The 23,870-nt window shown below is 35.2% G+C and carries 19 protein-coding genes and 2 pseudogenes; 7 read left to right on the top strand and 14 right to left on the bottom strand.

The genetic code is table 11. The annotated features are described in order from the left end of the window. Positions 1 to 132 precede the first annotated feature (132 nt). Positions 133 to 813 (top strand): cyclic di-AMP binding protein CbpA, encoded by a 681-nt coding sequence (gene cbpA, locus F3I00_RS01440; RefSeq protein ID WP_003647846.1) that lies wholly within the window; start codon positions 133 to 135, stop codon positions 811 to 813. Between the two features lie 62 nt (positions 814 to 875). On the opposite strand, the gene alr is transcribed toward cbpA, so the two are convergent. The 11 genes from alr to glyA form a co-directional block, all read right to left on the bottom strand. Further along, positions 876 to 2,006: an alanine racemase gene (gene alr / locus F3I00_RS01435; RefSeq protein ID WP_020807230.1), complete on the bottom strand. Its 1,131-nt coding sequence runs from the start codon at positions 2,004 to 2,006 to the stop codon at positions 876 to 878. Beyond that, positions 2,006 to 2,365 carry a holo-ACP synthase gene (acpS, locus tag F3I00_RS01430; protein ID WP_020807231.1) on the bottom strand — a complete coding sequence of 120 codons (360 nt, stop codon included), beginning with the start codon at positions 2,363 to 2,365 and terminating at the stop codon, positions 2,006 to 2,008. Before acpS ends, alr begins: the two co-directional genes overlap by 1 nt. 72 nt (positions 2,366 to 2,437) lie before the next feature. Next, positions 2,438 to 3,895: a DEAD/DEAH box helicase gene (locus F3I00_RS01425; protein WP_020807232.1), complete on the bottom strand. Its 1,458-nt coding sequence runs from the start codon at positions 3,893 to 3,895 to the stop codon at positions 2,438 to 2,440. 15 nt (positions 3,896 to 3,910) lie between these two features. Continuing rightward, entirely contained in the window at positions 3,911 to 5,278 is a 1,368-nt protein-coding gene (gene murF / locus F3I00_RS01420; protein ID WP_020807233.1) for a UDP-N-acetylmuramoyl-tripeptide--D-alanyl-D-alanine ligase, read from the bottom strand. Between the two features lie 165 nt (positions 5,279 to 5,443). Continuing rightward, entirely contained in the window at positions 5,444 to 5,695 is a 252-nt protein-coding gene (locus tag F3I00_RS01415; protein WP_003647850.1) for a type B 50S ribosomal protein L31, read from the bottom strand. A gap of 117 nt (positions 5,696 to 5,812) precedes the next feature. Then, positions 5,813 to 7,372, bottom strand: a complete 1,560-nt coding sequence (locus F3I00_RS01410) for an APC family permease (protein ID WP_051904654.1) — start codon at positions 7,370 to 7,372, stop codon at positions 5,813 to 5,815. A 140-nt stretch (positions 7,373 to 7,512) separates the two neighbouring features. Beyond that, entirely contained in the window at positions 7,513 to 8,277 is a 765-nt protein-coding gene (locus F3I00_RS01405) for an ABC transporter ATP-binding protein (protein WP_020807235.1), read from the bottom strand. After that, entirely contained in the window at positions 8,270 to 9,169 is a 900-nt protein-coding gene (locus F3I00_RS01400; RefSeq protein WP_020807236.1) for an ABC transporter permease, read from the bottom strand. The genes F3I00_RS01405 and F3I00_RS01400 overlap by 8 nt, the downstream gene beginning before the upstream one ends. Next, positions 9,166 to 10,158, bottom strand: coding sequence for a tryptophan ABC transporter substrate-binding protein (trpX, locus tag F3I00_RS01395; protein ID WP_159310962.1), 993 nt, complete (start codon positions 10,156 to 10,158; stop codon positions 9,166 to 9,168). Before trpX ends, F3I00_RS01400 begins: the two co-directional genes overlap by 4 nt. 258 nt (positions 10,159 to 10,416) lie before the next feature. Further along, on the bottom strand, positions 10,417 to 12,648 hold the full coding sequence (locus tag F3I00_RS01390) for an alpha-galactosidase (RefSeq protein WP_020807238.1): 2,232 nt from the start codon (positions 12,646 to 12,648) through the stop codon (positions 10,417 to 10,419). Positions 12,649 to 12,718: 70 nt separating this feature from the next. Further along, complete coding sequence (gene glyA / locus F3I00_RS01385) at positions 12,719 to 13,954, bottom strand: serine hydroxymethyltransferase (RefSeq protein ID WP_020807239.1); 1,236 nt, start codon at positions 13,952 to 13,954, stop codon at positions 12,719 to 12,721. Positions 13,955 to 14,102: 148 nt separating this feature from the next. Between glyA and F3I00_RS01380 the strand changes: the two genes are divergently transcribed. The 3 genes from F3I00_RS01380 (at position 14,103) to F3I00_RS01370 (ending at position 17,384) form a co-directional block, all read left to right on the top strand. Continuing rightward, positions 14,103 to 15,518: a C69 family dipeptidase gene (locus tag F3I00_RS01380; RefSeq protein ID WP_020807240.1), complete on the top strand. Its 1,416-nt coding sequence runs from the start codon at positions 14,103 to 14,105 to the stop codon at positions 15,516 to 15,518. Positions 15,519 to 15,759: 241 nt separating this feature from the next. Next, on the top strand, positions 15,760 to 16,809 hold the full coding sequence (locus tag F3I00_RS01375; protein ID WP_024273054.1) for an IS30-like element ISLga1 family transposase: 1,050 nt from the start codon (positions 15,760 to 15,762) through the stop codon (positions 16,807 to 16,809). Positions 16,810 to 16,940: 131 nt separating this feature from the next. Then, on the top strand, positions 16,941 to 17,384 hold the full coding sequence (locus tag F3I00_RS01370; RefSeq protein WP_020806544.1) for a hypothetical protein: 444 nt from the start codon (positions 16,941 to 16,943) through the stop codon (positions 17,382 to 17,384). Positions 17,385 to 17,409: 25 nt separating this feature from the next. Here F3I00_RS01370 and F3I00_RS10965 read toward each other — a convergent pair. Next, positions 17,410 to 17,862 (bottom strand): annotated as a pseudogene (locus tag F3I00_RS10965) (hypothetical protein). Positions 17,863 to 17,948: 86 nt separating this feature from the next. Here F3I00_RS10965 and F3I00_RS01360 point away from each other — a divergent pair. Then, a complete protein-coding gene (locus F3I00_RS01360; RefSeq protein ID WP_020806545.1) occupies positions 17,949 to 18,665 on the top strand; it encodes a DUF4097 family beta strand repeat-containing protein in 717 nt (238 codons plus the stop codon). A gap of 38 nt (positions 18,666 to 18,703) precedes the next feature. On the opposite strand, the gene F3I00_RS01355 is transcribed toward F3I00_RS01360, so the two are convergent. Together F3I00_RS01355 and F3I00_RS01350 are read right to left on the bottom strand one after the other, a co-directional pair. Then, positions 18,704 to 18,970: a hypothetical protein gene (locus F3I00_RS01355; protein WP_020806546.1), complete on the bottom strand. Its 267-nt coding sequence runs from the start codon at positions 18,968 to 18,970 to the stop codon at positions 18,704 to 18,706. A gap of 63 nt (positions 18,971 to 19,033) precedes the next feature. Beyond that, positions 19,034 to 20,215 (bottom strand): AEC family transporter, encoded by a 1,182-nt coding sequence (locus tag F3I00_RS01350; protein WP_020806547.1) that lies wholly within the window; start codon positions 20,213 to 20,215, stop codon positions 19,034 to 19,036. A gap of 354 nt (positions 20,216 to 20,569) precedes the next feature. Here F3I00_RS01350 and oxc point away from each other — a divergent pair. Together oxc and frc are read left to right on the top strand one after the other, a co-directional pair. Next, positions 20,570 to 22,311 (top strand): annotated as a pseudogene (gene oxc / locus F3I00_RS01345) (oxalyl-CoA decarboxylase). Between the two features lie 5 nt (positions 22,312 to 22,316). Beyond that, positions 22,317 to 23,675 carry a formyl-CoA transferase gene (gene frc / locus F3I00_RS01340; RefSeq protein ID WP_020806548.1) on the top strand — a complete coding sequence of 453 codons (1,359 nt, stop codon included), beginning with the start codon at positions 22,317 to 22,319 and terminating at the stop codon, positions 23,673 to 23,675. Positions 23,676 to 23,870 lie beyond the last annotated feature (195 nt).

The following is a 23,870-nucleotide window of genomic DNA, read 5'->3' as shown; positions in this document are numbered from 1 at the left end:
TTCTACGGAAGAGCATTCACTTATCGTGAATGCTTTTTTCTTCTTCAAATTAAAGTTGTTTAATCAGACTTTAATTTTTATATAAAACTATGGTATAATGGCTTGTAAATTTCAGATGTATGGAGGCTAATCATGCTAATTAAATCTCTTGTTTATAAAAAAGATTACTTAACTACAGTCAACGAAAAAGCTACTCTTGCCGAAGCATTAAAAATCTTAGAAGACTCCGGTTTCCGTTGTGTTCCTATTTTAGATGATACAGGAACTATTTTCCGCGGAAATATTTATAAGATGCATATCTACCGTCATAAGTCCCAAGGTGGCGACATGAATCTACCTGTAACTTACTTGCTTAAGAATGCTACTAAAACTATTAAGGTAAATTCACCTTTCTTCCGTGTATTCTTTAATATTAAAGACCTCCCATACATCGCTGTATTGGATGAAGAAAACCACTTCTATGGAATTTTAACTCACGCTCGTTTACTAGACATGCTTTCCGATGCTTGGAACATTAAGAATGGTTCTTATGTTTTAACTATTCTTTCTGACAATGATCGTGGTAACTTAGTTAAAATGGCAAAAATCATTTCTAAGTACAGTAATATCGCAGGCTGTCTAACTTTAGATGTTAAAACTGGCGAACTAGTTCGTCGTAATTTATTTACTTTGCCAATCGGTGTCTCTCGCGAAACTATGACTGCAATTGTAAATCGCCTAGAAAAGAAAGGTTTTGTAGTTCCCGAAATTGAAGATCTTCAATCTGGACTAACAATTCGTAGCGCAGAACAACCTGGGGAATTAAAAGATTAAATTTTAATCAATAAAAAAGCTCGCTTAGCCATTTCAATTTGGCTAAACGAGCTCTTTTTAATTTAATCTTCGTAATAAACACGCGGTAAACGATCGTTCAATAAGCAAGCAACCTCATAATGGATTGTATCAACATAATCAGCTGCTGCTTTAATATTATTTGGATCATCAGGATTATTAGAAATAATTACTACTTTAGTTCCAATCGGCATTTCTTTTGGCATTTCAACCATGAACTGGTCCATACAAATACGGCCAACAATTGGGCAATATGCATTACCTACCTTAACTTTAAAACCTTGGAATTTTCTGATAAAACCATCTGCGTAACCAACTGGCACTGTTCCAATAATCGTATCCTTATTGGCAACAAATGTCGAACCATATCCAACCCCATCGCCTTGATGAATTGTCTTCACATGTGTTAATTCACTCTCAAATGATAAAGCTGGATCTAAGGCAATTTTTGACTTCAAATCAGGTGAATTAGGATTAGAAGAAGGATTTAAGCCATAAATACCAATTCCAAATCTAACTAAATCACTCTTAATTCCATCATGAAAAATACTTGCTGCAGTATTATCAACGTGAATCCACTTTGGCTTTACTGTAAGCAAACTCTTCATATGGTTAAATTTTTCACATTGATGTTTAAAGTAAGTTTCATCGCTGCTATCAGCAGAAGCAAAATGAGCAAACATTCCTTCAATGTAAAAATTATCATTATTTTTCAAAAATTTGTTAGCAGCAATAAAGTCCTTATCTTCATTAAATCCGATTCGACCCATTCCTGAATCAATACCTAAATGAATTTTCAATTGTAAGTCTGAATTTTCTAAATATTTTTCTGCTTCTTTAAGCCATTCTAGATTTGGAACAGTCAGTGAAATATCATTGGCTGCAGCAATAGGAGCATATTCAGGAGAAACAACACCTAAGACTAAGATCGTTTTAGTAATATCTGCACGCCTTAATTCTAACGCCTCATCTAAAATTGCCACGCAGAATCCAGCAGCTCCAACCTGATCTGCTACTTTAGCTACTTCTACTGCGCCATGGCCATAACCGTTAGCTTTTACAACAGCAAGCATCTTTTGGCCTGGCTCAAGATGCTGCATTTCATTTTCAATATTTCTCTTAATTGCGCCCAAATTAACCTTTACTACAGCTGGGCGATGAATACCTGGAACCATTAATTTAATTCCTCCAAAACTACACCTGTTATAATCTCATGATCATCATGCGTGATACTGGCAAAAATATTTCCAGAAAACTTAGTCGACGTCATTACTGGATGTCCTAAATCATCCCATAAGGTTTCAATATCTTGAAAGCCAACATACTTACCTAGACCTGTCCCTAATGCCTTAGAAAAAGACTCTTTTAATGAAAAACGTCCACCAAGATATTCAACTTTTCGCTTTCCTTTTAATTGTTGATATTGTGCAAATTCCTTTGGAGTTAACACTCTTTTAGCGAATTTATCGCCTTTTTCAACAATTTTTTTCATGCGTTCAACTTCAACAGAGTCAATTCCAAAGCCTCTAATCATTATTTTTACCTCACACATTGATACATTATATTACAAAAAAGAGCTGTAGCAACTACAGCTCCCAATTAAAAACTAGTCTTTTTTCTTAATTACAAAGTCATGTTTTCTACCAACACGACGGGCATTTGGCTTACGATGATATCTTTCATTACGATCGCCACCACGCTTGAAGTTACGTTTAAAATGGTGATTATTGTTACCATGCTTTGACTTAAATGGCAATGGCTTTTCAGGTGTAATTTTTACCTTTACGCTTTCAGCATCTTTAGATAAATTCTTTAACAAGGCAGCTACCAAATCCACAGCAGAATAATCATCAAGTAGTTGTGATGCTTCTGCAGTATATTTAGAAAGATCACCATCTAATAATTCTGTTACCTTCTTATTTGCTGCACTCAATTGTCCCTTAAATGCTTCTTCATCTGTTGGCGGTTTTAGCGGCATCATCTTTTTATGCGTTAATTGTTCAATAGTACGCATGTAGCCAATTTCATTTGGTGTAACAAAAGTTACTGACATTCCGTTTTGACCAGCACGTCCAGTTCTACCAATACGGTGAACGTAAGAATCTGGATCTTGTGGAATATCATAGTTATAAACGTGACTTACACCAGAAATATCTAATCCTCGGGCAGCCACGTCAGTTGCTACTAAAATATCAAGCTTACCTTTACGGAATCTCTTTAACACGCTCATGCGCTTAGCTTGAGAAAGATCACCATGAATTCCAGCAGCGTTATAGCCGCGAGCTTGTAAACCACGTGTTAATTCATCGACACGTCTTTTGGTTCTACCGAAAATAACAGCCAAGTCAGGATTTTGGACATCAATCAAACGACATAAAATATCAAATTTTTCGTTTTCTTTTGCTCTTACAAAATACTGATCAATTAAATTGGCAGTTAATTCTTTTCCCTTAATTTTTACAATTTCGGGATCATGCATAAATTTCTCACCAATTCGTAGAATTGGCTTAGGCATGGTTGCTGAGAAAAGCAAAGTTTGATGTTTACTTGAAGCATAATTCAAGATGCTTTCAATATCTTGAATAAATCCCATATCAAGCATTTCATCTGCTTCATCTAAAACAATTGTTTTCACCTTAGAAATATCGATTGTTCCACGTTTCAAGTGATCTAATAATCGTCCTGGTGTTCCTACTAAAATTGCTGGGGTTTGCTTTAAAGCACGAATTTGACGACGAATATCTGCCCCGCCATAAACAACTTGGACACGAGCCTTTTCATCCCTACCCAAACGGAATAATTCTTCTTGGGTTTGAATAGCGAGCTCACGCGTTGGCTCAATAACAATGGCTTGAATCGAGTCGTGTTGTTTATCTAAATTCTGTAAAATTGGCAAACCGAAAGCAGCAGTTTTACCAGTACCAGTTTGTGCCTGACCAATTACATCTTTTCCCTCTAAAACTAAGGGAATAGTCTTTTCTTGAATTGGAGTAGCTTCTTCAAAACCTGAACGTTTAATAGCTTTTAAAATTTCAGGTTTCAAGTTCATTTCAGAAAATTTCAAATATCTAATTCCTTCCTACATTAGGCGGTCTAAAACCTTTTCTAAATGCATTCCATGTGATCCTTTTAGCATAACAATATCATCTGGCTTAATATCATTCTTTAAGTCATCAATCATATGATTCATTTCATCTTGTGGATAATAATGCAAGTTGGCTGCTGGATACTTATCAACAAGTGCATCATATAAATTCTTCATTTCTGGGCCATACAAATATAATTCGTTAATAATTGCTGGATCTAACGCATTAGCAAGTGAAGCATGGAGCTCAGCAGATTCATCCCCAAGCTCTAACATGTCGCCTAAGACTGCAATTCTACGTCCGCCATCTTTAACCATCACCTGACCAAATGAAGTAGTAACAGCCTTAACCGCAGTTGGATTTGAGTTGTAAACATCGTCCATAATTGCTTCGCCTACGTCTCCCTTCTTCCACTGCATTCTATTTGCAGTTGGGGTAAAGTTAGCTAAGGCTTGAGCAATTTGTTCATCATTTTCGCCAAAGTGACGTCCTACACTAATTGCCGCAAGAGCATTTGATACATTATGCTTACCAATCATTGGAATTTTGAATTGCTGCTCTGAATCATTTACTTCAAAAGTAGCATGGTGCATGTAAGACCTAAAAGTAGTTGCAAAAACAGTATCTTCTTCTCTAAATCCAAAAGTACTCTTGTCTTGCTTAATCTTAGCTGCACGTTCCTCTAACAATGGTTCATCGCCATTATAAATAAACTTACCGTCTTCTTTTAAGAAATCGGTAATTTCCATCTTAGCATCAGCAATTTTATCCCTAGTACCAAAGAATTCAATGTGAGCTTCGCCAATCATGGTAATCACGCAAACATCGGGTCTTACTAATTCACTTAAATGATGTAATTGTCCTGGACGATCCATTCCCATCTCAAGCACTAGAATCTCAGTAGATGGCTTCATCTCTAAAATGGTTACAGGAACACCAATTTCATTATTAAAGTTGGCTTGTGTCTTATGAACGTTAAATCTTTTAGCTAAAACAGCTGCAACCATGTCCTTGGTTGTAGTCTTACCGTTAGAACCAGTAATTCCAACAACGGTTGGATTAACTTTACCTAAGTAATATTTAGCTAAAGATTGAAGTGCTGTTAATGGATCCTCAACCTCAATAACTGGCACATCAGTTGGCTTACCTTCATGACCTTTTTTCCACAAAGTTGCTTCTGCTCCATTTGCCATTGCATTCGATACAAAATCATGTCCATCCCTTACACCGGCTAATGGGATAAATAAAGAATTGGGTGTTGCTTTTCTTGAGTCAAAAACAACAGAAGTGATGACCTTATCTTCTCCCATATTAACTGAACTATTTAATGCTTTGGCGATCTCAGCAAGTTGCATTTTCATAATAAATAAATTACTCCTACCTAAAATTGCATGTAACCATATTATACTGATTTACACTTATCAGAAAAAGGTCACCTGCATATCAATAAGAATTATACCACGTTAATCATGAAAAAAAAGCAGTCCAAAGTGGGCTGCTCTTTTGGTAAAAAATACCAAGAATTATTAGTTCTTTGAAGAAATACCGTACTTCTTGTTGAATTTTTCGATACGACCATCTGCTTGTGCAAACTTTTGCTTGCCAGTGTAGAATGGGTGAGAATCTGAAGAAATTTCAACACGAACTAATGGGTAAGTCTTACCTTCAAATTCAATTGTTTCTTCTGGCTTTAAAGTAGAACCAGCTACGAACTTAGCACCAGTTGCTGAGTCCATGAAAACAACTTCTTGGTAATCTGGATGAATCCCTTTTCTCATTGTTTAATACTCCTTTGCCATGACCAATATTTCAGATCATAGATTATTTCACGACTAGTTAAGAATAGCACCTTTCTAACCATAATTCAAGCTATTTTATAGTTACGACTTCAAATCCTAGTCTTCTTCAAGCTTAATTTTTTCGTTTACTTTTATCGCAGTAGCATCAATTTTTTCTAGACCACTGTTGATTGCAAATTTATAGAACAATAATGATGCAATACTAATAACCAAGAAATCCCAAGGATATGAAATCCAATTTTGACCGCCAAAACCATCACTACCGCAATAAGACATAATCGAGATAAATACTAAATAACCTAAAAGCCAAGCAGCATGTTTAAACTGTGACTTAAAATTTCTTTTTTGATATTTAACCTCATAATAGAAATAAATCGGTATGCCTAACACGATTACCAAAATAACTTGAATTGTTGTTGGCCACATTGTCCAATAAATAGCCAAACTAGTTAGTACAAATGTTAATGGAGCAAACCATCGCATATATACTGGCTTATACGGGCGGTCTAAGTCAGGTGCTATTTTTCTTAAAGTAATCGTAGTTACTGGACCAGTTAAATAAGCAATTAAAGTTGCACAAGTGATTACCGTTGCTAGTAAATTCCAATTTCTAAAGACACTAACTAAGATCATCGCTAAGATTAAATCAGCAACCATCGCAAAGCGAGGTACTAAGTAGCGTCGATTGAGTCTACCTAGCCAAGCTGGTAAATGTTTAGTATGAGTCATTGCAGCTAATGCTCTAGAAGCCGTTGCTACAAAAGCTACTCCAGTACCGAATGGCGAAACAAAGGCATCCATATACAGTAAGATAACTAACCAATTAATTCCTAACAAAATTGCAATATCCGCAAATGGAGAAGCAAAGTTAATTCCATGCCATGAGTTTTTAGCAATTATCGCAGGATCTACTGCGCCAATAAAGGCTATTTGAAGCAAGATATAAATAGCTGCAGTTACCAGCATCGATATCAAAACTCCGCGAATAATATTTTTACGTGGATTCTTTAATTCTCCACCAATATTAATAATCGTCTGAAAAGCATCATAAGACATAATAATCCCAGCTCCGGAAGCTGCTTCAAAAATTGCTCGACTTCCATAAGGCATAAAAGTTTTCACATCATGGCCAAAATTAGCAGGGTGAAAACTAGATGCAAATAACATGATAATTGTAATTGTAGGCAGTAAAACCTTGAAAACAGAAATCAAGTTAGTAAAGTGCGTCATAATCTTAATTGACCAAAAGTTAATTAAAGTAAAAATAATCATGAACGCAAACACAACTAATAATCCAGGTGTCGTTATATTACCACCTTGCATAAAATGATGAGTCCAATTTGCCCATTTCCAAGGCCATGAACTCATATATTGAACTGCAGCAACTGCTTCCATTGGTACTAAAGTTACTAAAGAAATCCAATTTGCCCAAGCAGCAATAAAGCCAAGCATGGGACCATGACTATATTGAGCGTATTTGCTCATTCCGCCACTCTCAGGAAACATCGCTCCGAGTTCAACATAAGTTAGGGCAATTGCAATAATAATAACTGCACCAATTATCCACGACAAGATAGCTGCTGGACCTGCAATTTTGGCTGCTGATCCCGATCCAAAAAGCCATCCCGATCCAATCAATGAATTAAGGGCTAGCATTATTGCTGAAAATAAACTTATTTTATGTCCTTTATTATTCACAGCTTCTCCCCATTTTTATTATTAAATACACACTTAAAACAATTAAAAATTATTTTAACTAAAAAAAGCAGAGCCGACAACTGGCTCTAGCTTTCATTTCAATCTTCAAAATATTTATATAGATCACTTACTTTTAAATTTTGCTTTTCTTGTTCGCTAATATCGGCTTTAACTTTCCCATCTTTTAAAACTAAAAGACGGTTCCCATACTTTAAAGCATCTTCCATGTGATGCGTAATCATTAAGGCAGTTAATTTATTTTCCTTAATCTGCTGATCAGTTACAGCCAATAAATTTTCACTTGTATGTGGGTCTAGGGCCGCCGTATGCTCGTCTAACAGCAAAATATCCGGCCTTTCAATCGTAGCCATTAAGAAACTTAGAGCCTGTCTTTGACCACCTGATAAACCTTCTACGAAAGTATTTAAGCGATTTTCTAGTCCATTGTTCATAACTGCAGCCAATTTTTTAAAACGTGGTAAGTTTTGCTTTAACTTTCTTATTTTCAAAAATCTTCTCTTACCTCTCTTAGTTGCTAACAAAAGATTTTCCGCCACTGTCATTCTAGGAGCAGTCCCCAGCTTAGGATCTTGAAAAACGCGTCCAATAAATTGCGTCCGTTTTTCCTCACTCATTTTAGTAATGTCGTGTCCATTATGGAGAAGAAAACCACTATCCGGTCTTAAACTACCCGCAATAGTGTTCAACAGTGTAGATTTACCTGCCCCATTCGTTCCAATAATAGTAATAAAATCCCCAGCTTTAATTTTTAAATCAATTCCTTTTAAAATAGGAACTATTTCACCATCAGCTGTCTTTACAGTGGTTTTTACATCTTTTAGTTCTAAAATTGGCTTAGTCATGCTTCTTCACTCCTCTCTCTATTGGTTTTTTCAAATGTGCAATTTTTTCTAATTGTGGCAGCATCATGCAAAGTGCCAAAACAATTGAAGAAATTAAGTTTAAATCATTAGCTGAAAAGCCTAGTTGTAAAACTGCTAATAAAATTAAGCGATAAATAATACTTCCTAGAGTAACTGCTACTAATCTTTGATTTAAGGTTAATTCGCCAAAAGCTACTTCACCAATAATAATTGAAGCTAAGGCAATGACAATCGTTCCAATCCCCATATTAATATCAGCATAGCCATTATTTTGTGCAATTAATGCTCCACATAAAGCAACAATTCCATTTGAAAGCATTAAACCAATAATTATCATTGAATCAGTATAGATTCCTAAAGACTTAGCCATTTTAGGATTATCTCCCGTAGCAATAAAAGCCTGGCCAAAATCCGTATTTAAAAAGAAAACCAAAATTCCTGTAATAATTACTACAACTATTACTCCTAAGACCACACTATTAAAATACTGAGGTAGAGACTTCAAAAACTCATTATTAAGCAGGGTTTTCTTACCAATTAATGAAATATTAGAACCGCCCATAATCCTTAAGTTAATCGAATAAATTGCAGTCATCGTCAAAATACCAGCAAGCAAAATTGGAATTTTTCCTTTTGTATATAATAAACCGGTCACTAATCCTGCGATCATTCCCGCAAGCAAAGCTAAAAAAGTAGCCAAATATGGTGACATCCCATGAGCAAGATTAGCAACAGCCACAGCTGCTCCTAAGGGAAAAGTTCCTTCGACTGTCATATCAGCGAAATTTAAGATTCTAAAAGTTAAATATAACCCTAAGCCTAATAATGCCCATAATAATCCTTGACCAATTGCAGATACGATCAAATTCATCTGTAAACAACCCCATTTCTTTGACACTCTTTTAGAAATCTTGGTGGCACTTGGAGATTCAATTCTTTTGCTTCTTTTAAGTTAACCACAGGTTCTCCTTTTTGAACTCTTTCTACTGGTAATGAGCTGACCCTTTTACCTTTTAAAATAGCAATCGTCATTTTTCCAGTCATTTGTCCTAGCTTGTACTGATTAACACTGTAAGTTGCTAAGCCCCCTTGCTTTACCATCGTTGCGGCCGCTGGGAAAATAGGTTTCTTAGCTGCATTGCCATTTTTAACTAAGGTTTCCATTGCTCCAGCAATTGTGTTATCCGTAGGTACTATAGCCGCATCCACCTGCCTAAACATTTGCTCTGATACTTGATTAAGATCATTGCTATTTGCTATTGAAAATACCCTTAAATTTATTTTTCTTCTTTTACATTCCTGCTCGATTTCATGAAAACCACTAACTGCGGAAGAATCACTTGAAGTATAAATTACCCCTAATGTTTTCAGATTAGGCATAAATTCTTTAATTAAATCTAATTGTTGCTTAATCGGAGCAGCATCGGATACACCAGTTACATTTGATTCTGGATGACGTTCATTTTTTACCAAACCACTTGCTTTCGGATTTGTTACTGCTCCTAAAACAATTGGTGTTTTACTAGTTGAATTTGCTAATGCTTGCGCAGCCGGCGTAGTGATCCCAACAAGGACTTTTGACTGCTCATCAGTTAACTTAGTAGCCATAGTACGTAAATTGCTTTGATCATTATTTGCGTTTTGATAATCAATCTTGATATTTTTCCCATCTACATATCCTGCTGCTTTTAATTCAGCTTTAAAACCACGATATATTTCATCAAGAGCTGGGTGATGCATTAAAGTTAAAACACCGACCTGCGGTACTTTTCTCTCTGTTTCTTGTTTACGATTTTCAGTGAAAAAAGCCGCTGCTAAAAAAGCTATTAAAATTGCAATTAATCCATACATTCCTTTCATAATTTTTCTCCACAAAAAATAGGAATCTGACTCCATGCAGATCCCTATCATTTTTTATTGTAAAAGAAAAGGTCTGCATGTTTCTTCCATGCAGACCACAATAAATACACAGCCAGCACAGATACAATCTGAATCTTTCAGGTTGTATCTTGCTAACAACCTGATTTACTGGCCTTGCCAACGATTATTCTTAATAAACTTAGCTTGTGTATTCATAATTAAGCACTCCTTAAAAAATTTAATTATATTGTAATTGGCTTATATTTTTCTGTCAATAGTTTTTATTTGATATAGATACGATTGAAAGTCACCACTAATTTGCGCAGTGTCAGGATTTGAAGCATTAAATTGATATGGTTCACGTAATCCAAATTTTTGTAAAACTCTACCCGATACCATTTGGTCAGAATTAATCTGATATTTTTGATGATCATTTAAATGTTTAAGAGGGAGATATTGATCTAAAGTTTCATTAGGTCGAGCGAGTTTGCGATAAAATCCAACAATTTGTTTGTTAGAGTTACTTACACTCCAAGCATAAGTATTTTGTGAGGAATCAAATTTTAGTAGTTGATCAAAAGTTCCATTGACTAACAATTTACGATTTTCTTTATACCATCTAATCCAATTTTTAATTTGGTTCTTTTCTTCTGTTGATAACTTACCTAGGTCTAGCTCATATCCTAAAGGACCAAAGCAAGCAACATTTTGTCTAAATTTTAAACTTGTTATTCTTTTTACTTGATCGTTAGGAACAGCAGAAACATGATTACTAAACGTAGATAAGGGGTAAGCAAGTAAGGTGCCTGACATAATATCTAGTCTTTCTACCGCATCACTGTCATCACTTGGCCAAATTTGTGGACTATAATATAGAATTCCTAAATCAAAACGACCGCCACCACTAGCGCAACCTTCAATTAACAGATCGGGAAAACTTGTTAATAATTTTGCGTATAACTTGTAAACGCCTTGAATATATCTGTGGAAAAACTCTCCCTGTGAATAACCCGACTTGTTCAAATATGGTGAATATGCTTCAGTAATATTTCGATTCATATCCCACTTAATATAGTCAACCTGGGCTGTTTCAATTACTTTTTCCATTTGTCTATAAATATTATCGACTACTTCTGGATTAGCAAAATCTAGGACATATTGGCTTCGTCCAACAGAAAAACGATTATAGGGGTGTCTAACGATCCAGTCGGGATGCATATTATAGAGTTCGGTGTCTGGTGAAACCATTTCTGGTTCAAACCATAATCCAAATTTCATCCCCATTTTATGCACCTGTGCACTAAAATGATCCAATCCTTGTGGAAACTTTCTTTTATCTACTGTCCAATTTCCTAATGAACTGTTATCACTATCTCGTTTACCAAACCATCCATCATCAAGAACAAAACACTCAATTCCTAGCTTATTAGCTTCTTTTGCAAGCTTTAACAATTTAGCTTCATTAAAGTCAAAATAAGTAGCTTCCCAATTATTTATTACAATTGGCCTATCTCGCCGTTGCCATTTTTGATCAATGATGTGCTTTGTAACAAAATTATGTGTCTGTTTCATTAAACCGTTAAATCCATGCTTGCTATAAAACAAAACAGCTTCTGGTGTAGAAAATACTTGATTCCGACTTAATTTCCAAGTAAAGGTAGCTGGATTGATTCCAGTCATCAACCGACTTTGTCCCCACTCATCAACTTCTACTTGACTGATAAAATTACCGGAATAGATCAAATTGCTTGCATAAATATTTCCACTATCATTTGTCACATCCTTATCCACAAGTGCAATAAAAGGATTTTCTTGATGGCTTGATGCTCCTCTTAATGATTCAATTTTGGTAATTCCTTGTGTAAGAGGGCGCCTGATAATATGCCGCTCCTTGGTCCAAGCTCCAGATAATTGAAGAAAATCATAACTATCATTCGGCAAATCAAGAACTGTACTTTGCAAATTGGTAAGTTTAATCTCTTGCTGACCATGATTAATAATTGCTGCCTTACGCACTATTGCTGACAAGTTTTCAAAAATACTATATGAAAGTTGCAATTCTAATTGATGCTCAGTATCGATTAAGTAGACAATTAAATTTTCACTATCATTTCCATATGAAGTAGGAAAATCTAAGCTCCTCCTCTTACCTGTTGTAATCTCAAAATGATCATATTTAAACTCAGGATATAGATAAGCGTCTTCATTTTCAATACTTACAGCGCCCTCACGAAAATCGCTTGTACCATACGTTGGAAATTCCTGCATTCGATCAGCGAGTGTCAAATTTTTTATTTTTTTAGAAAATTTTACTGTTCCAGAAGCTTTATTTGGATGAAGCGACATATATTCCAAATCGTTCTTAGATAATTTACCTAAATCTTCACCATAATATAAGTGCTCTAATTGTTGATTAGGTAACAAATCAAATAAATACGCAACTTCTTTATTATGTAGATAGAAATATTTATTATCAATTACATCAATCATTTGTTTCAACCTTACTAAGAGCTAACTTATTCAAATACTGCGTCTTTTCTGAGTAAACTAGCTCTCTTTTTTATTTGATTTGATGCTTCTCCACCAAGCTTTTAACGCTACTTTTGGCATTTGTTAATACATCTTTATCTTCAGGGCTATCTAAAACTTTAATAATGATTCTTGCAACTTCTCTTGCATCATCTTCTTTAAAACCCCTACTAGTTATTGCTGGCGTTCCAATTCTCAATCCACTAGTGACAAACGGACTTCTAGTATCACCGGGAATTGATTCTTTGTTAGTTGTAATATTTACTGAGTCAAGCAAGTTCTGCGCATCTTTTCCTGTTACACCGGTTTTAGTAATATCAATAATCATCAAGTGATTATCAGTTCCGCCTGATACTACGCGAATATTTTCACTCTTTTTAAATTCGTCTGCCATTGCTTGGGCATTTTTAACCACTTGCTCAATATATGTAGAAAATTGTGGCTGCAAATCTTCATAAAAAGCTTGTGCCTTTGCAGCAATTACATGCTCTAACGGTCCTCCCTGAGTACCTGGGAAAAGAGCAGAATCAATCTTTTTACCTAATTTCTTATTGTTAGACAAAATCATCCCGCCCCGTGGTCCACGTAAAGTTTTATGAGTAGTAGTAGTAACTACATCTGCAACCGGAATTGGACTTGGGTGAGCCTCTGTAGCAACTAACCCAGCAATATGAGCCATATCAACCATTAAATAAGCACCAACTTCATCCGCAATTTCACGGAATTTTTGCCAGTCAATAATTCTACTATATGCTGATGCCCCAGCAATAATTAATTTGGGTTTATTTTCTAAGGCAATTTGTCTAATTTTTTCAAAATCTAATTCTTCAGTTTCTGGATTTAGGTCATAACTAACAGAATTAAAAATCTTTCCTGAGAAATTAACCTTTGAGCCATGAGTAAGGTGCCCACCAGCATCCATTCCCATCCCCAAAATTGTATCTCCTGGCTTTAATAAAGCATTATAAACTGTCATATTAGCTTGTGAACCAGAGTGTGGTTGAACATTTGCATATTCCGCATTAAATAATTTTTTAGCATAGTCAATCGCCAATTGTTCTACTTGATCAATATATTGACAACCACCGTAATATCTTTTACCCGGATATCCTTCTGCATATTTATTCGTTAACACAGATCCTTGTGCTTCTCTGACAGCATCAGAAACAATATTTTCTGATGCAATTAACTCTATTGTATCTTCTTGCCTTTTTTCTTCACTCTTAATTGCATCCCAAAGTGCTGGTGCTTTCTTTCCATAATTCATCGATTAATTCCTCCCATGCTTTCAGAAACTTTATGCTTTACCAAATTATACCTTATATTTGTTGTAAATTTAGCTTCAAGGTTTGCTTTATATTAGAAAGATCTTTTAAAATATAAATAAATACGTTAATAGAGAAGGAGCTTTTTTAATGAAACAAACCGAATGTACTACTATCTTAGTCGGAAAAGATGCAACTATTGATGGTTCAACAATGATCGCTCGTAGTGAAGATGGTGGTCGTACCATTATTCCTGAGAGATTCGACGTAGTAATGCCAAAAGATCAACCCAAGCACTACGAAAGCGTAATTAGCCATCAAAAGATTGATGACAAAGATCTTCTTCCTAATCCGCTCCGCTACACTAGTGCACCTGATGCATCTGGTGAAAATGGAATCTGGGCAGCTGCTGGTATCAACTCAGATAATATTGCTATGACTGCAACTGAAACAATTACTACTAACTCACGTATTCAAGGTATTGATCCATTACTTGAAGAAGGCGGCTTAGGTGAAGAAGATTTTGTTACCTTGACCCTTCCTTACATTCACTCTGCATATGAAGGTGTTGAACGTGTAGGTTATCTACTTGAAAAGTATGGTACTTACGAAATGAACGGTATGGCCTTTTCTGATAAGAATGAAATTTGGTATCTTGAAACTATTGGCGGACACCACTGGGCTGCTAGACGTATTCCAGATAACGCTTATGTTATTGCACCTAACCGTTTAAACATTGATGAATTTTATTTTGATGACGATGATTTTGCTTCATCAAAAGATCTTAAAGATTTAATTGAAGAATATCACCTAAATCCAGATCTCGAAGGCTACAATTTACGTCATATTTTTGGTTCATCAACAATCAAAGATGCTCACTACAATAATCCTCGTGCTTGGTATATCCACAATTACTTTGACCCTGATTTTGGCGGCGAGCCAAGTGATCAAGATCAACCCTTCATCTGTCACGCTAACCGTAAGATTAGCATTGAAGATATTAAATGGGCAGAAAGTTCTCACTACCAAGACACACCTTTTGACGCATATGGTGATCAAGGAAGTGCTGAACAAAAGAAGACATTCCGTCCAATTGGTATTAACAGAAACTTTGAAACTCATATCTTACAAATTAGAAATGATGTTCCAGAAAAAATTGCTGGTGTTCAATGGTTAGCATTTGGTCCAAATACTTTTAACAGCATGGTTCCTTTCTACACTAATATCACTACTACTCCAGCAAGCTTTCAAACTGGCCCTAAGTTTGATCTAAATAAGATCTTCTGGTTAAACAAGTTAACTGCTCAGCTAGGTGATACTAACTTCCGCGTTTATGGCGAATTAGAAGCTGATTTTGAACAAAAGAGTCTTGCTCAATGCCATAAAATTCAACATGAAACTGACAAAGAAGCCGAAAAATATTCTGGCGACGAACTTCAAGACAAGCTTAATGAAGCAAACCAAAAGATGGCTGACACGGTCTACAATAATACTGTTGAATTATTAGGAAACATGGTTAACGAAGGTCATGGTTTAATGACTTTGAAGTATGATTTACTTGATTAATTTGTAAAAATTCATTAATGTAAAAAGAACGTTGAGCATAAAACTCAACGTTCTTTTTATGGTCTAGAATATTATCTTATCCCAGATTTTATTATCAGAAAATATAAATTAAATATTTTTATAGAAATTAAAAATTCGTTGATTGTAAAATCAAATTGAACACTTTAGAAAAATAAAAAGTCCATTCGGACCTGTTTGATAGAATGTTAATAACCACAAAAACTTTCTATTGGAGGTCAAAATGGACTCTTTACATTCTACCATGAACCAGCACGTTAAAGGAAAGCATTTATCATTTGAAGAGCGAGTTATTATTCAATTGCGTTTGAAAGATGGCTGCTCTTTGCGTGCAATTGCTCGTGAACTCAACTGTTCTCCTTCTACTATCAGTTATGAGATTAAACGTGGCACTGTAAAACTGTATCATGGTAAAGTCAAAAGATACAAGGCTACTCAAGGACATGATGTATATCAAGCTCATCGTAAAAATTGTGGGCGCAAATCAGACTTTCTCAAAAAAACTCAATTTATTCACTATGTCCACAAACATTTCTTTAAAGACGGTTGGTCGCTTGATGTTTGCAGTAATCGTGCCACTGCTGCTGGCGAATTCTCTAGCAGCGATGTTGTCTGCACCAAAACTCTTTATAATTACGTTGATAAGGGCTTATTAGGCATTTATAATTACGACTTGCCTGAGAAGCTTAAACGCAATACCAAGCTTCATCGTGTTCGCAAAAACAAGAAAAAGCTTGGCAGAAGTATTGAAGAACGTCCAAAAGAAATTAGTGAACGTAATGAATTCGGTCATTGGGAATGCGATTTGGTTCTTGGACATAAGACTAAAGATGATGAAGTGCTGTTAACCTTATCTGAGCGCATGAGTCGTGAATTCTTAATTATTCGTATTCCCGACAAGACTTCTATCAGTGTCATGCAAGCCTTTAAAGAACTCCAAAGACAATACAGTGAACACTGGAATGATATTTTTAAAACTATTACCACTGATAATGGTTCAGAATTTGCGGATCTGTCCAACCTAGAAGAAGCATCCAATACACTGGTTTACTATGCCCATCCTTACACTTCTTGTGATAAGGGAACAGTTGAAAGACACAATGGTCTTATTCGCAGATTCATTCCTAAAGGAGAAGCAATAGCTAACTATTCTTTACAAAATATCATTGATATTGAAACCTGGTGCAACTCATTGCCAAGAAAGATCTTAGCTTATCATACACCAGATGAAATCTTTGAAAGAGAATTAGATCGAATCTATCAAGCAGCTTAACCAAAAGTGTTCAATTTATTATTGCAATTTACGGAAATTAAAAATTGAAAAATTAATAAAAAATTATTAGTATTCTTTGCGTATATAATAATGTGAAAACCAAATCTAAAAAGATAAAGAGGAAACATAATATGCAAGGTACTTACAAATGTGTTAAAGTTATCGGAACATTTCATCGCTACGGTGTTCAACAAAGTGTTGATAGCAACGGAACATTCTATTATCGTCCTGTAGTATACATGAAAGATTGTAAAGATCTGAATAATATAGATTTAAAAATGCCAGAATACTTATTATTCAATTTAACTAAAGGATTTAAAAGCCTCGGAATATTAAATCCTGGAATAAAACTGAAAATAAACTGTCGTCGTTATTTAAAAGAAGAACGTAATGCTGGCTATGGTTATCCTACTAATATTGTCATTGCTAATGATCGACCAGATTTTCCCGATGATCCTAACGTTTTGGCAGGAATGATCATGGTTAAAAATCAAGGTAACCCTGAAGCTGAAAAAGATCCTATTAATACAGATCTAATTCAAATATATAAGAACTGGCTAGCAAATAAGGAGTAGGATAGAAAAATAATGTACTTCTTAATTATTTTCTAGCCTTAGGCGGTCTAAGAGACCCACGCTTAATTGTAATTGGTAACTTTTTTAAGTTTTCATAAACAACTTCAAGTTCTGCCATTACTTCATTTTCATTAAGCCCCTTTTCTTCAATAACTTTAGTAGCAGCCTTGGCGTAGTTGCGCTTAAAACTTAAATTTATTTCATTCTAATTAACTGCTTTAAAATTATCAGCTAGTTTTTGATTAAACGGTAATTTTCCCTGCAGCATTAAAACCGCAATCACGGGATAGCCAGCATATCCTTGCCAGTAAGTCGCGTTATCATTTGAATGATATACATCGTTCTCCCAACTTACTGTGTAAGTTTTAGCTCCATTAGATGATGTTACTTTTGCCTCATTCTCTGTTAAATTCACATGATTATCCACAATTGCAGTATAAGCTTCTAAAATTTTTTGAATTGGTGGTAATTTTTTCATTAACTTATCCTCCTGCTTTTTGTTTGAATTTACTTCATTTAATGAATATAAGATAATTAACCTAACTATTATCTTAGGAGTTTTTTATGAAAAATATTAGTAAAAAGTTCGGCTTAATTTCTCTACTATTTTCTTTAGCAATGATCCTTTCCGCTTGTAGTATTATCATTTCGAATCATGATGATACTAAGCCAGAAATCAAAACTACAATCAGTAATCAAGGATTCAATAAACTAGAAATTTCTGTTGCTCTCGCTGATATTTCTGTCAAATATGGCGATAAATATCAGGTTGAATATGAAGGGCCTAAGAATTTGAAGCCAACTGTTAGCAGAAAAAACGGTATTTTAACTATTAAACAATCAGCTATTGGTATTCACCAGGTTAATAGTGATCCAGCCATTACAATTACTGTGCCTAAACAGTTAGTAAAGAAACTTACCTTATCAACTAATGATGGGGATATCGAAGTTAAAAATATTGCTACAACAAACCCAATTTCACTTAATACAAACGATGGTGACATTAATATTAATAACCTAAAAGCTCTAAGTGGAAAGATTGATACTAATGATGGCGATATTACTATCAATAAATTAAGTAGTAAAGTTGGTTTTAAAGTAAACACGGATGACGGCGATATTAAGATAACTCAATCTAATTTTACCGGTTATAAACTAAATGTTAGTGATGGTGATATTAACGTTAAGGGCCGCTCTTCTAATGACTTCTTTGTTGAAAATCAAAATAGCTCTAATGTATTAACAGCTTCTAGCCAAGACGGAGATATTAAAATTAAATAGTGTGTAAAAAAGACAGGTTTTATAAAGCCTGTCTTTTTCTATCTTTCTCTAGCTAAATATAATTTATTGCTCCTGGGAAACTCTATTTTCTGCAATCTTTTTACTCTTTTCAAAACTTCTGCTTCAGTCAAATCATCCCAAACGATTTTACGATAGCCATCTTCAACAATTCTAAAATTATCCCCATTCTTTTCCACAAGAACGCTGCGATCCTTTTTATAAGTTAAAAATTTAAGTTTGTTACCATTACTCATCTTTCGCAATTCAATTCGTAAAAGTTTCAATAAATTTTTATTATCAATCATTTTTTATTCCTAACAAAAAGAGACAGGTTACCTTCCTGTCTCTTAATTATATATAAATTCTCTCTAAAACATATGCGCCAAAATTGGTAATAGCCAAATCCAGAAAATACAGCTGACTGCAAAGAAGACAGTTGAAACTGCAACTGAACTTGCACCTTCCTTGACATAAATGTTGTAGCGGCTGGAAATAATAATTCCAGAAAATGCTGGTGGCAATCCGGTTGCCAAACAAAGCATTGAAATCTTGGTAGGATCTGATCCCATACCGCAAAGATATGCTGCTGCAACAATCACTGCCGGTGTTAAGAATAGTCTAAAGAAAGTATTCCAAATAACTTCTTTGTCAATTGAAAATTTAACTGTAGATAAGGCAAGACCAGCTGCTAAAACAGCAACACCCGCGTTAGCCTTAGCAATTAAATCAAAAGTTGGGGCCCAAGAAGTAGGAATTCTAATTCCAATTAAAACTAAAATAACCGCAATTAATGGAGCCGCTGCAACTGGTTGTTTAATTGCATTAATAACTGATTTTAAAGTTGGGTTCATCGGCTTATGAGGTTCATCAGCATGATCAGCAATTTCTGCTCTAGCTAAATCAATTTCACGCTCAATCCCCTTTTCTTTCAAAGCCTTAGCTTCCGCATCAGTAACTGGAACACCATCGGGAATAGTTACTACGACCTTCTTCTTAGTCTTATTTAAGCCCTTTCCCTTTATGTCTTCTACTTCAACTTTAGTTCCCTTATTATTTGGATTTGCTTTAGCTTTCTTCTTAGTTAAGGTTTGACCTTTGTTAATTAAAGCTAATCCCAATGGAATGGTAATAGCATTAACCACAATCGATACAATTCCAATAACTAAGTTAGTTGTTGCATTATTTCCATAAATAGGATCTAATACAGCAAAACCAAGGAAACCAATTGTTGGGGAACCTGCAATCAAAGCACAAACAGCTGCTTGTTGCGTAGTTCTATGAAAGAGCAATTTATCTAAGTAATAACTCAGCATAAATAGCCCAACAACACCAACAATAGAAATTAACGTTAATACGATATCTTGCGCAAACATTTTTCTGGTAGCTTTAACAATTGAAATGAATAAAGCTGCTGGTAATGCGATATCAAGAACTAATTTATTTAATCCTTGTCTCTGATCATTATCGAAAAAGTAAAACTTTCCGCAGAGATAACCTAGTAACATAATCACCAAAATTGGGATTATGTCATTGATTAAGATACTAATCATCTCTATACCTCGCTTATAATCTGACCAGTTTATTCCCGATGAAAACTTTCTTCATCACAAACTAAATATAGACTTTATCAAAATATAAGCAAGTGGAACGATTTCATAATTCTGACAAAATCGTTATTTTAAATTCACTGTATATCAGAAGCAATATATAAGAAACAATTAATAGAAGATAACTATTATATATTCATACTTAGAAAGCGCTTTTTATATTGAAATAAAAGTTTTTTTATAGTTTTTTTCTTGCTAACAAATTCAAAAAAAGTTATAAATTAGTTGTACGCAATCCCATTTTGGAATAGCGCTTTTATATAAAATAGTAATTATCATTACCATGGAGGTTACGTTATGGTAGATGACTCTTTAAATAGAACTGGTGCCAGTTTATTAATTGACGCTTTACAAAAAAATGGTATTAACAACTTATACGGAGTTGTAGGTATTCCGATTACTGATTTAGCTAGATTAGCTGAATTAAGAGGAATGAAGTATTATGGCTTTCGTCGTGAAGACTCAGCCGTAGACGCTGCCGCAGCTGCCGGATTTTTAACTAAAAAACCTGGTGTAGCAATGACTGTATCCGCACCAGGTTTTTTGAATGGATTAACTGCTTTAGCACAAGCTACTAAAAACTGTTTCCCATTAATTATGATTTCTGGTTCTTCAGAACGTCATATTATCGACTTAGCTCAAGGTGACTACGAAGGCTTAGATCAATATAACGTTGCTAAACCTTTCTGTAAAAAGGCTTACCGTGTTGATCGTGCACAAGATAAGATGTTGGTTTAGCAGTTGCACGTGCTATTCGTACTGCTGTATCTGGTAGACCAGGTGGTGTTTACCTTGATTTACCAGCTGACACTATTGCTCAACTTAATGATGACCTGAGTGAAAAGAACATGGGTGTTTACAAGTTAGTTGATCCAGCTCCACTTCAAGAACCAAGTGACGATGCAATTAACCGCGCAGTTAACATCATTAAACAAGCTAAAAAGCCTTTGATCATTCTTGGTAAAGGTGCTGCTTATGACAAAACTGAAAAGCAAGTTCAAGAATTGATTAACAAGACCGATATTCCATTCTTACCAATGTCAATGGCTAAAGGTCTTGTTCCAGATGACGACAAACACTCTGCTGCTGCTGCTCGTTCATTATCATTAAAGAATGCAGACGTAGTAATTCTAATTGGCGCAAGATTAAACTGGATGCTTTCATATGGTGATGCACCACAATTTAACCCAGATGCTAAGTTTATCCAATTAGATATTGATGCAACCCAATTTGATTCTGCACAAAAGATTTCTGCACCACTTCAAGGTGACTTAACCTCTATTTTAAATAAATTAGTTCCAGCTCTTACTGCAACTGGCTACAAGGTACCTTCTGACTGGCTTGATGCAATTGCTCAAGATACTGCTAAGAATGACGCTAAGTTCGCTAAAAGAATTAAAGCTGGGGAAACTAACCCAGAATTTGGATATTATGGCGCTATCGAACCTATTAATGATTACTTCCAAGAACATCCAGACACCTACCTTGTAAGTGAAGGTGCTAATACCCTTGATATTGGTCGTGACATGATTGGTATGAAACTTCCTCGCCACAGACTTGATACTGGTACTTGGGGCGTCATGGGTGTTGGCATGGGGTATGCCATCGCTACTGCTGTCGAAACTGGTAAGCATGTTGTTGCCTTAGATGGGGACAGTGCATTTGGTTTTGACGGTATGGATGTTGAAACAATGTGCCGTTACAATTTACCAATTACTGTTGTCGTTATTAACAATGGTGGTATTTATAATGGTGTTGATAATGTTGTTCCAGATCAATTGGGTCCAACTACACTTGATCCAACTGGTCGCTATGACCTAATTGCTAAAGCCTTCGGCGGTGATAATTACTACGTAACTAACTATCAAGAAATGAAAGATACTTTTGCTACAGCTGTTGACTCAGGCCGTCCAAGTATTATCAACGTTCAAATTGATCCTTCAATGGGCAAAGAATCAGGCCACATTGGTAATTTAAACCCAGAATTAAACTTAAAGCCTCTTGAAGAAGCTGAACAAAAGAAAATTGATGAGGAGTAATTAAAATGAGTGAAAACGAAAAAAACGAACAAAATGAATATGCTCCATTAAAAGGTATTAAAATTGTTGACTGGACTCAAGTCCAATCAGGTCCATCATGTACTCAACTTTTAGCTTGGCTCGGTGCTGATGTTATTAAAATTGAACGTACTAATACCGGTGACCCAACTAGAAATGAATTACTTGATATTAAAGATTCATGGAGTCTTTACTACTTACAATTAAATGCCAACAAGAGATCTTTAACTTTGGATATTAAGACTCCTGAAGGTAAAAAGATTATGTACGATTTAGCCAAAAAAGCTGATGTCTTTGTTGAAAATATTGCACCAGGTTCAGCTGATCGTAACGGCTTTGGTTGGGAAAAGCTTCACTCCATCAATCCTAGATTAATTTATGCTTCATTAAAGGGATTTAACGAAGGATCACGTTTTGAGAATGTTAAAGCCTTTGAACCAGTTGCTCAAGCTGCTGGTGGTTCTGCATCTGCAACAGGTTGGAACAAAGGTGCAAACAATGTTCCTACTCAATCTGCAGCTGCTCTAGGTGATTCAAATACTGGTATGCACTTAGCTATCGGTATTTTAGCCGCTTTATTACAACGTGAGCACACAGGTGAAGGTACTTTTGTTTATCAATCAATGCAAGATGCTGTTCTTAACCTTTGCCGTATTAAGTTACGTGACCAACTTATGCTTGATAACTTGGGTGCTTTACCTCACTATGCAGTTTACCCTGACTGGAAGTGGGGCAAGGCAATTCCGCGTGCTGAGAACACTGAAGGTGGACAAGTTATCGGTTGGACTTACAAGGCTAAGGGTTGGGAAACTGATCCTAATGCATATGTATACATCGTTATTCAAAACGAAAATAAGAAATGGGATAAGATGTGTGAAGCCATGGGTCACCCAGAATGGGAAAAAGATCCAAGATTTGTCGACTGGCAACACCGTCAATTACACAAAGAAGAATTATATCCATTAATTGAAGCCTACACTAAGCAATACGATAAATATACTCTAACTAAAGAGCTCGGTGCTGCTGGCGTTCCAGTTGGACCAGTTCTAGACTGGCACGAACTTGAAAACGATCCAGATCTAAATAGCGATGGTACAATCGTTACTATCGACCAAGGTGGTAATCGTGGTAAGTTCAAGACTATTGGTTTACCATTCAGTCTTTCAAACTACAAACCAGCTTATGACAGAGCACCTGACCTTGGTGAAAACAACAAGGAAATTTTAACTGAACTTGGTTATGATGCAGATCAAATCGAAAATTTAGTTAACAAGGGCGTTATTTCTAAAGCCAAAGGTCCAAAGAATCCTCGTGTTCACGTTATCATTGATGGAAAAGAACACTAATTAAGATTAATAAATTTAAGTATATACACTAAAAGGCGGCTAGGATTAATTTCTAACTGCCTTTTAGCGTAATAATATTATTAATTATTAATAAAGTTTAACTAATTTAATAATTGATTAAAACTATAACTTAATCACTATACTTTCTCTTAAAATGTGGCTATAATATCATTCAGATATAAATAAAAGAGGTGG

It is taken from the genome of Lactobacillus sp. JM1 (genome assembly GCF_009834385.1).
GTDB classification, from domain to species: Bacteria; Bacillota; Bacilli; order Lactobacillales; family Lactobacillaceae; genus Lactobacillus; species Lactobacillus paragasseri.
The sequence above is the reverse complement of the archived record's forward strand: the minus strand, read 5'-3'. Positions and strand labels throughout refer to the sequence as shown.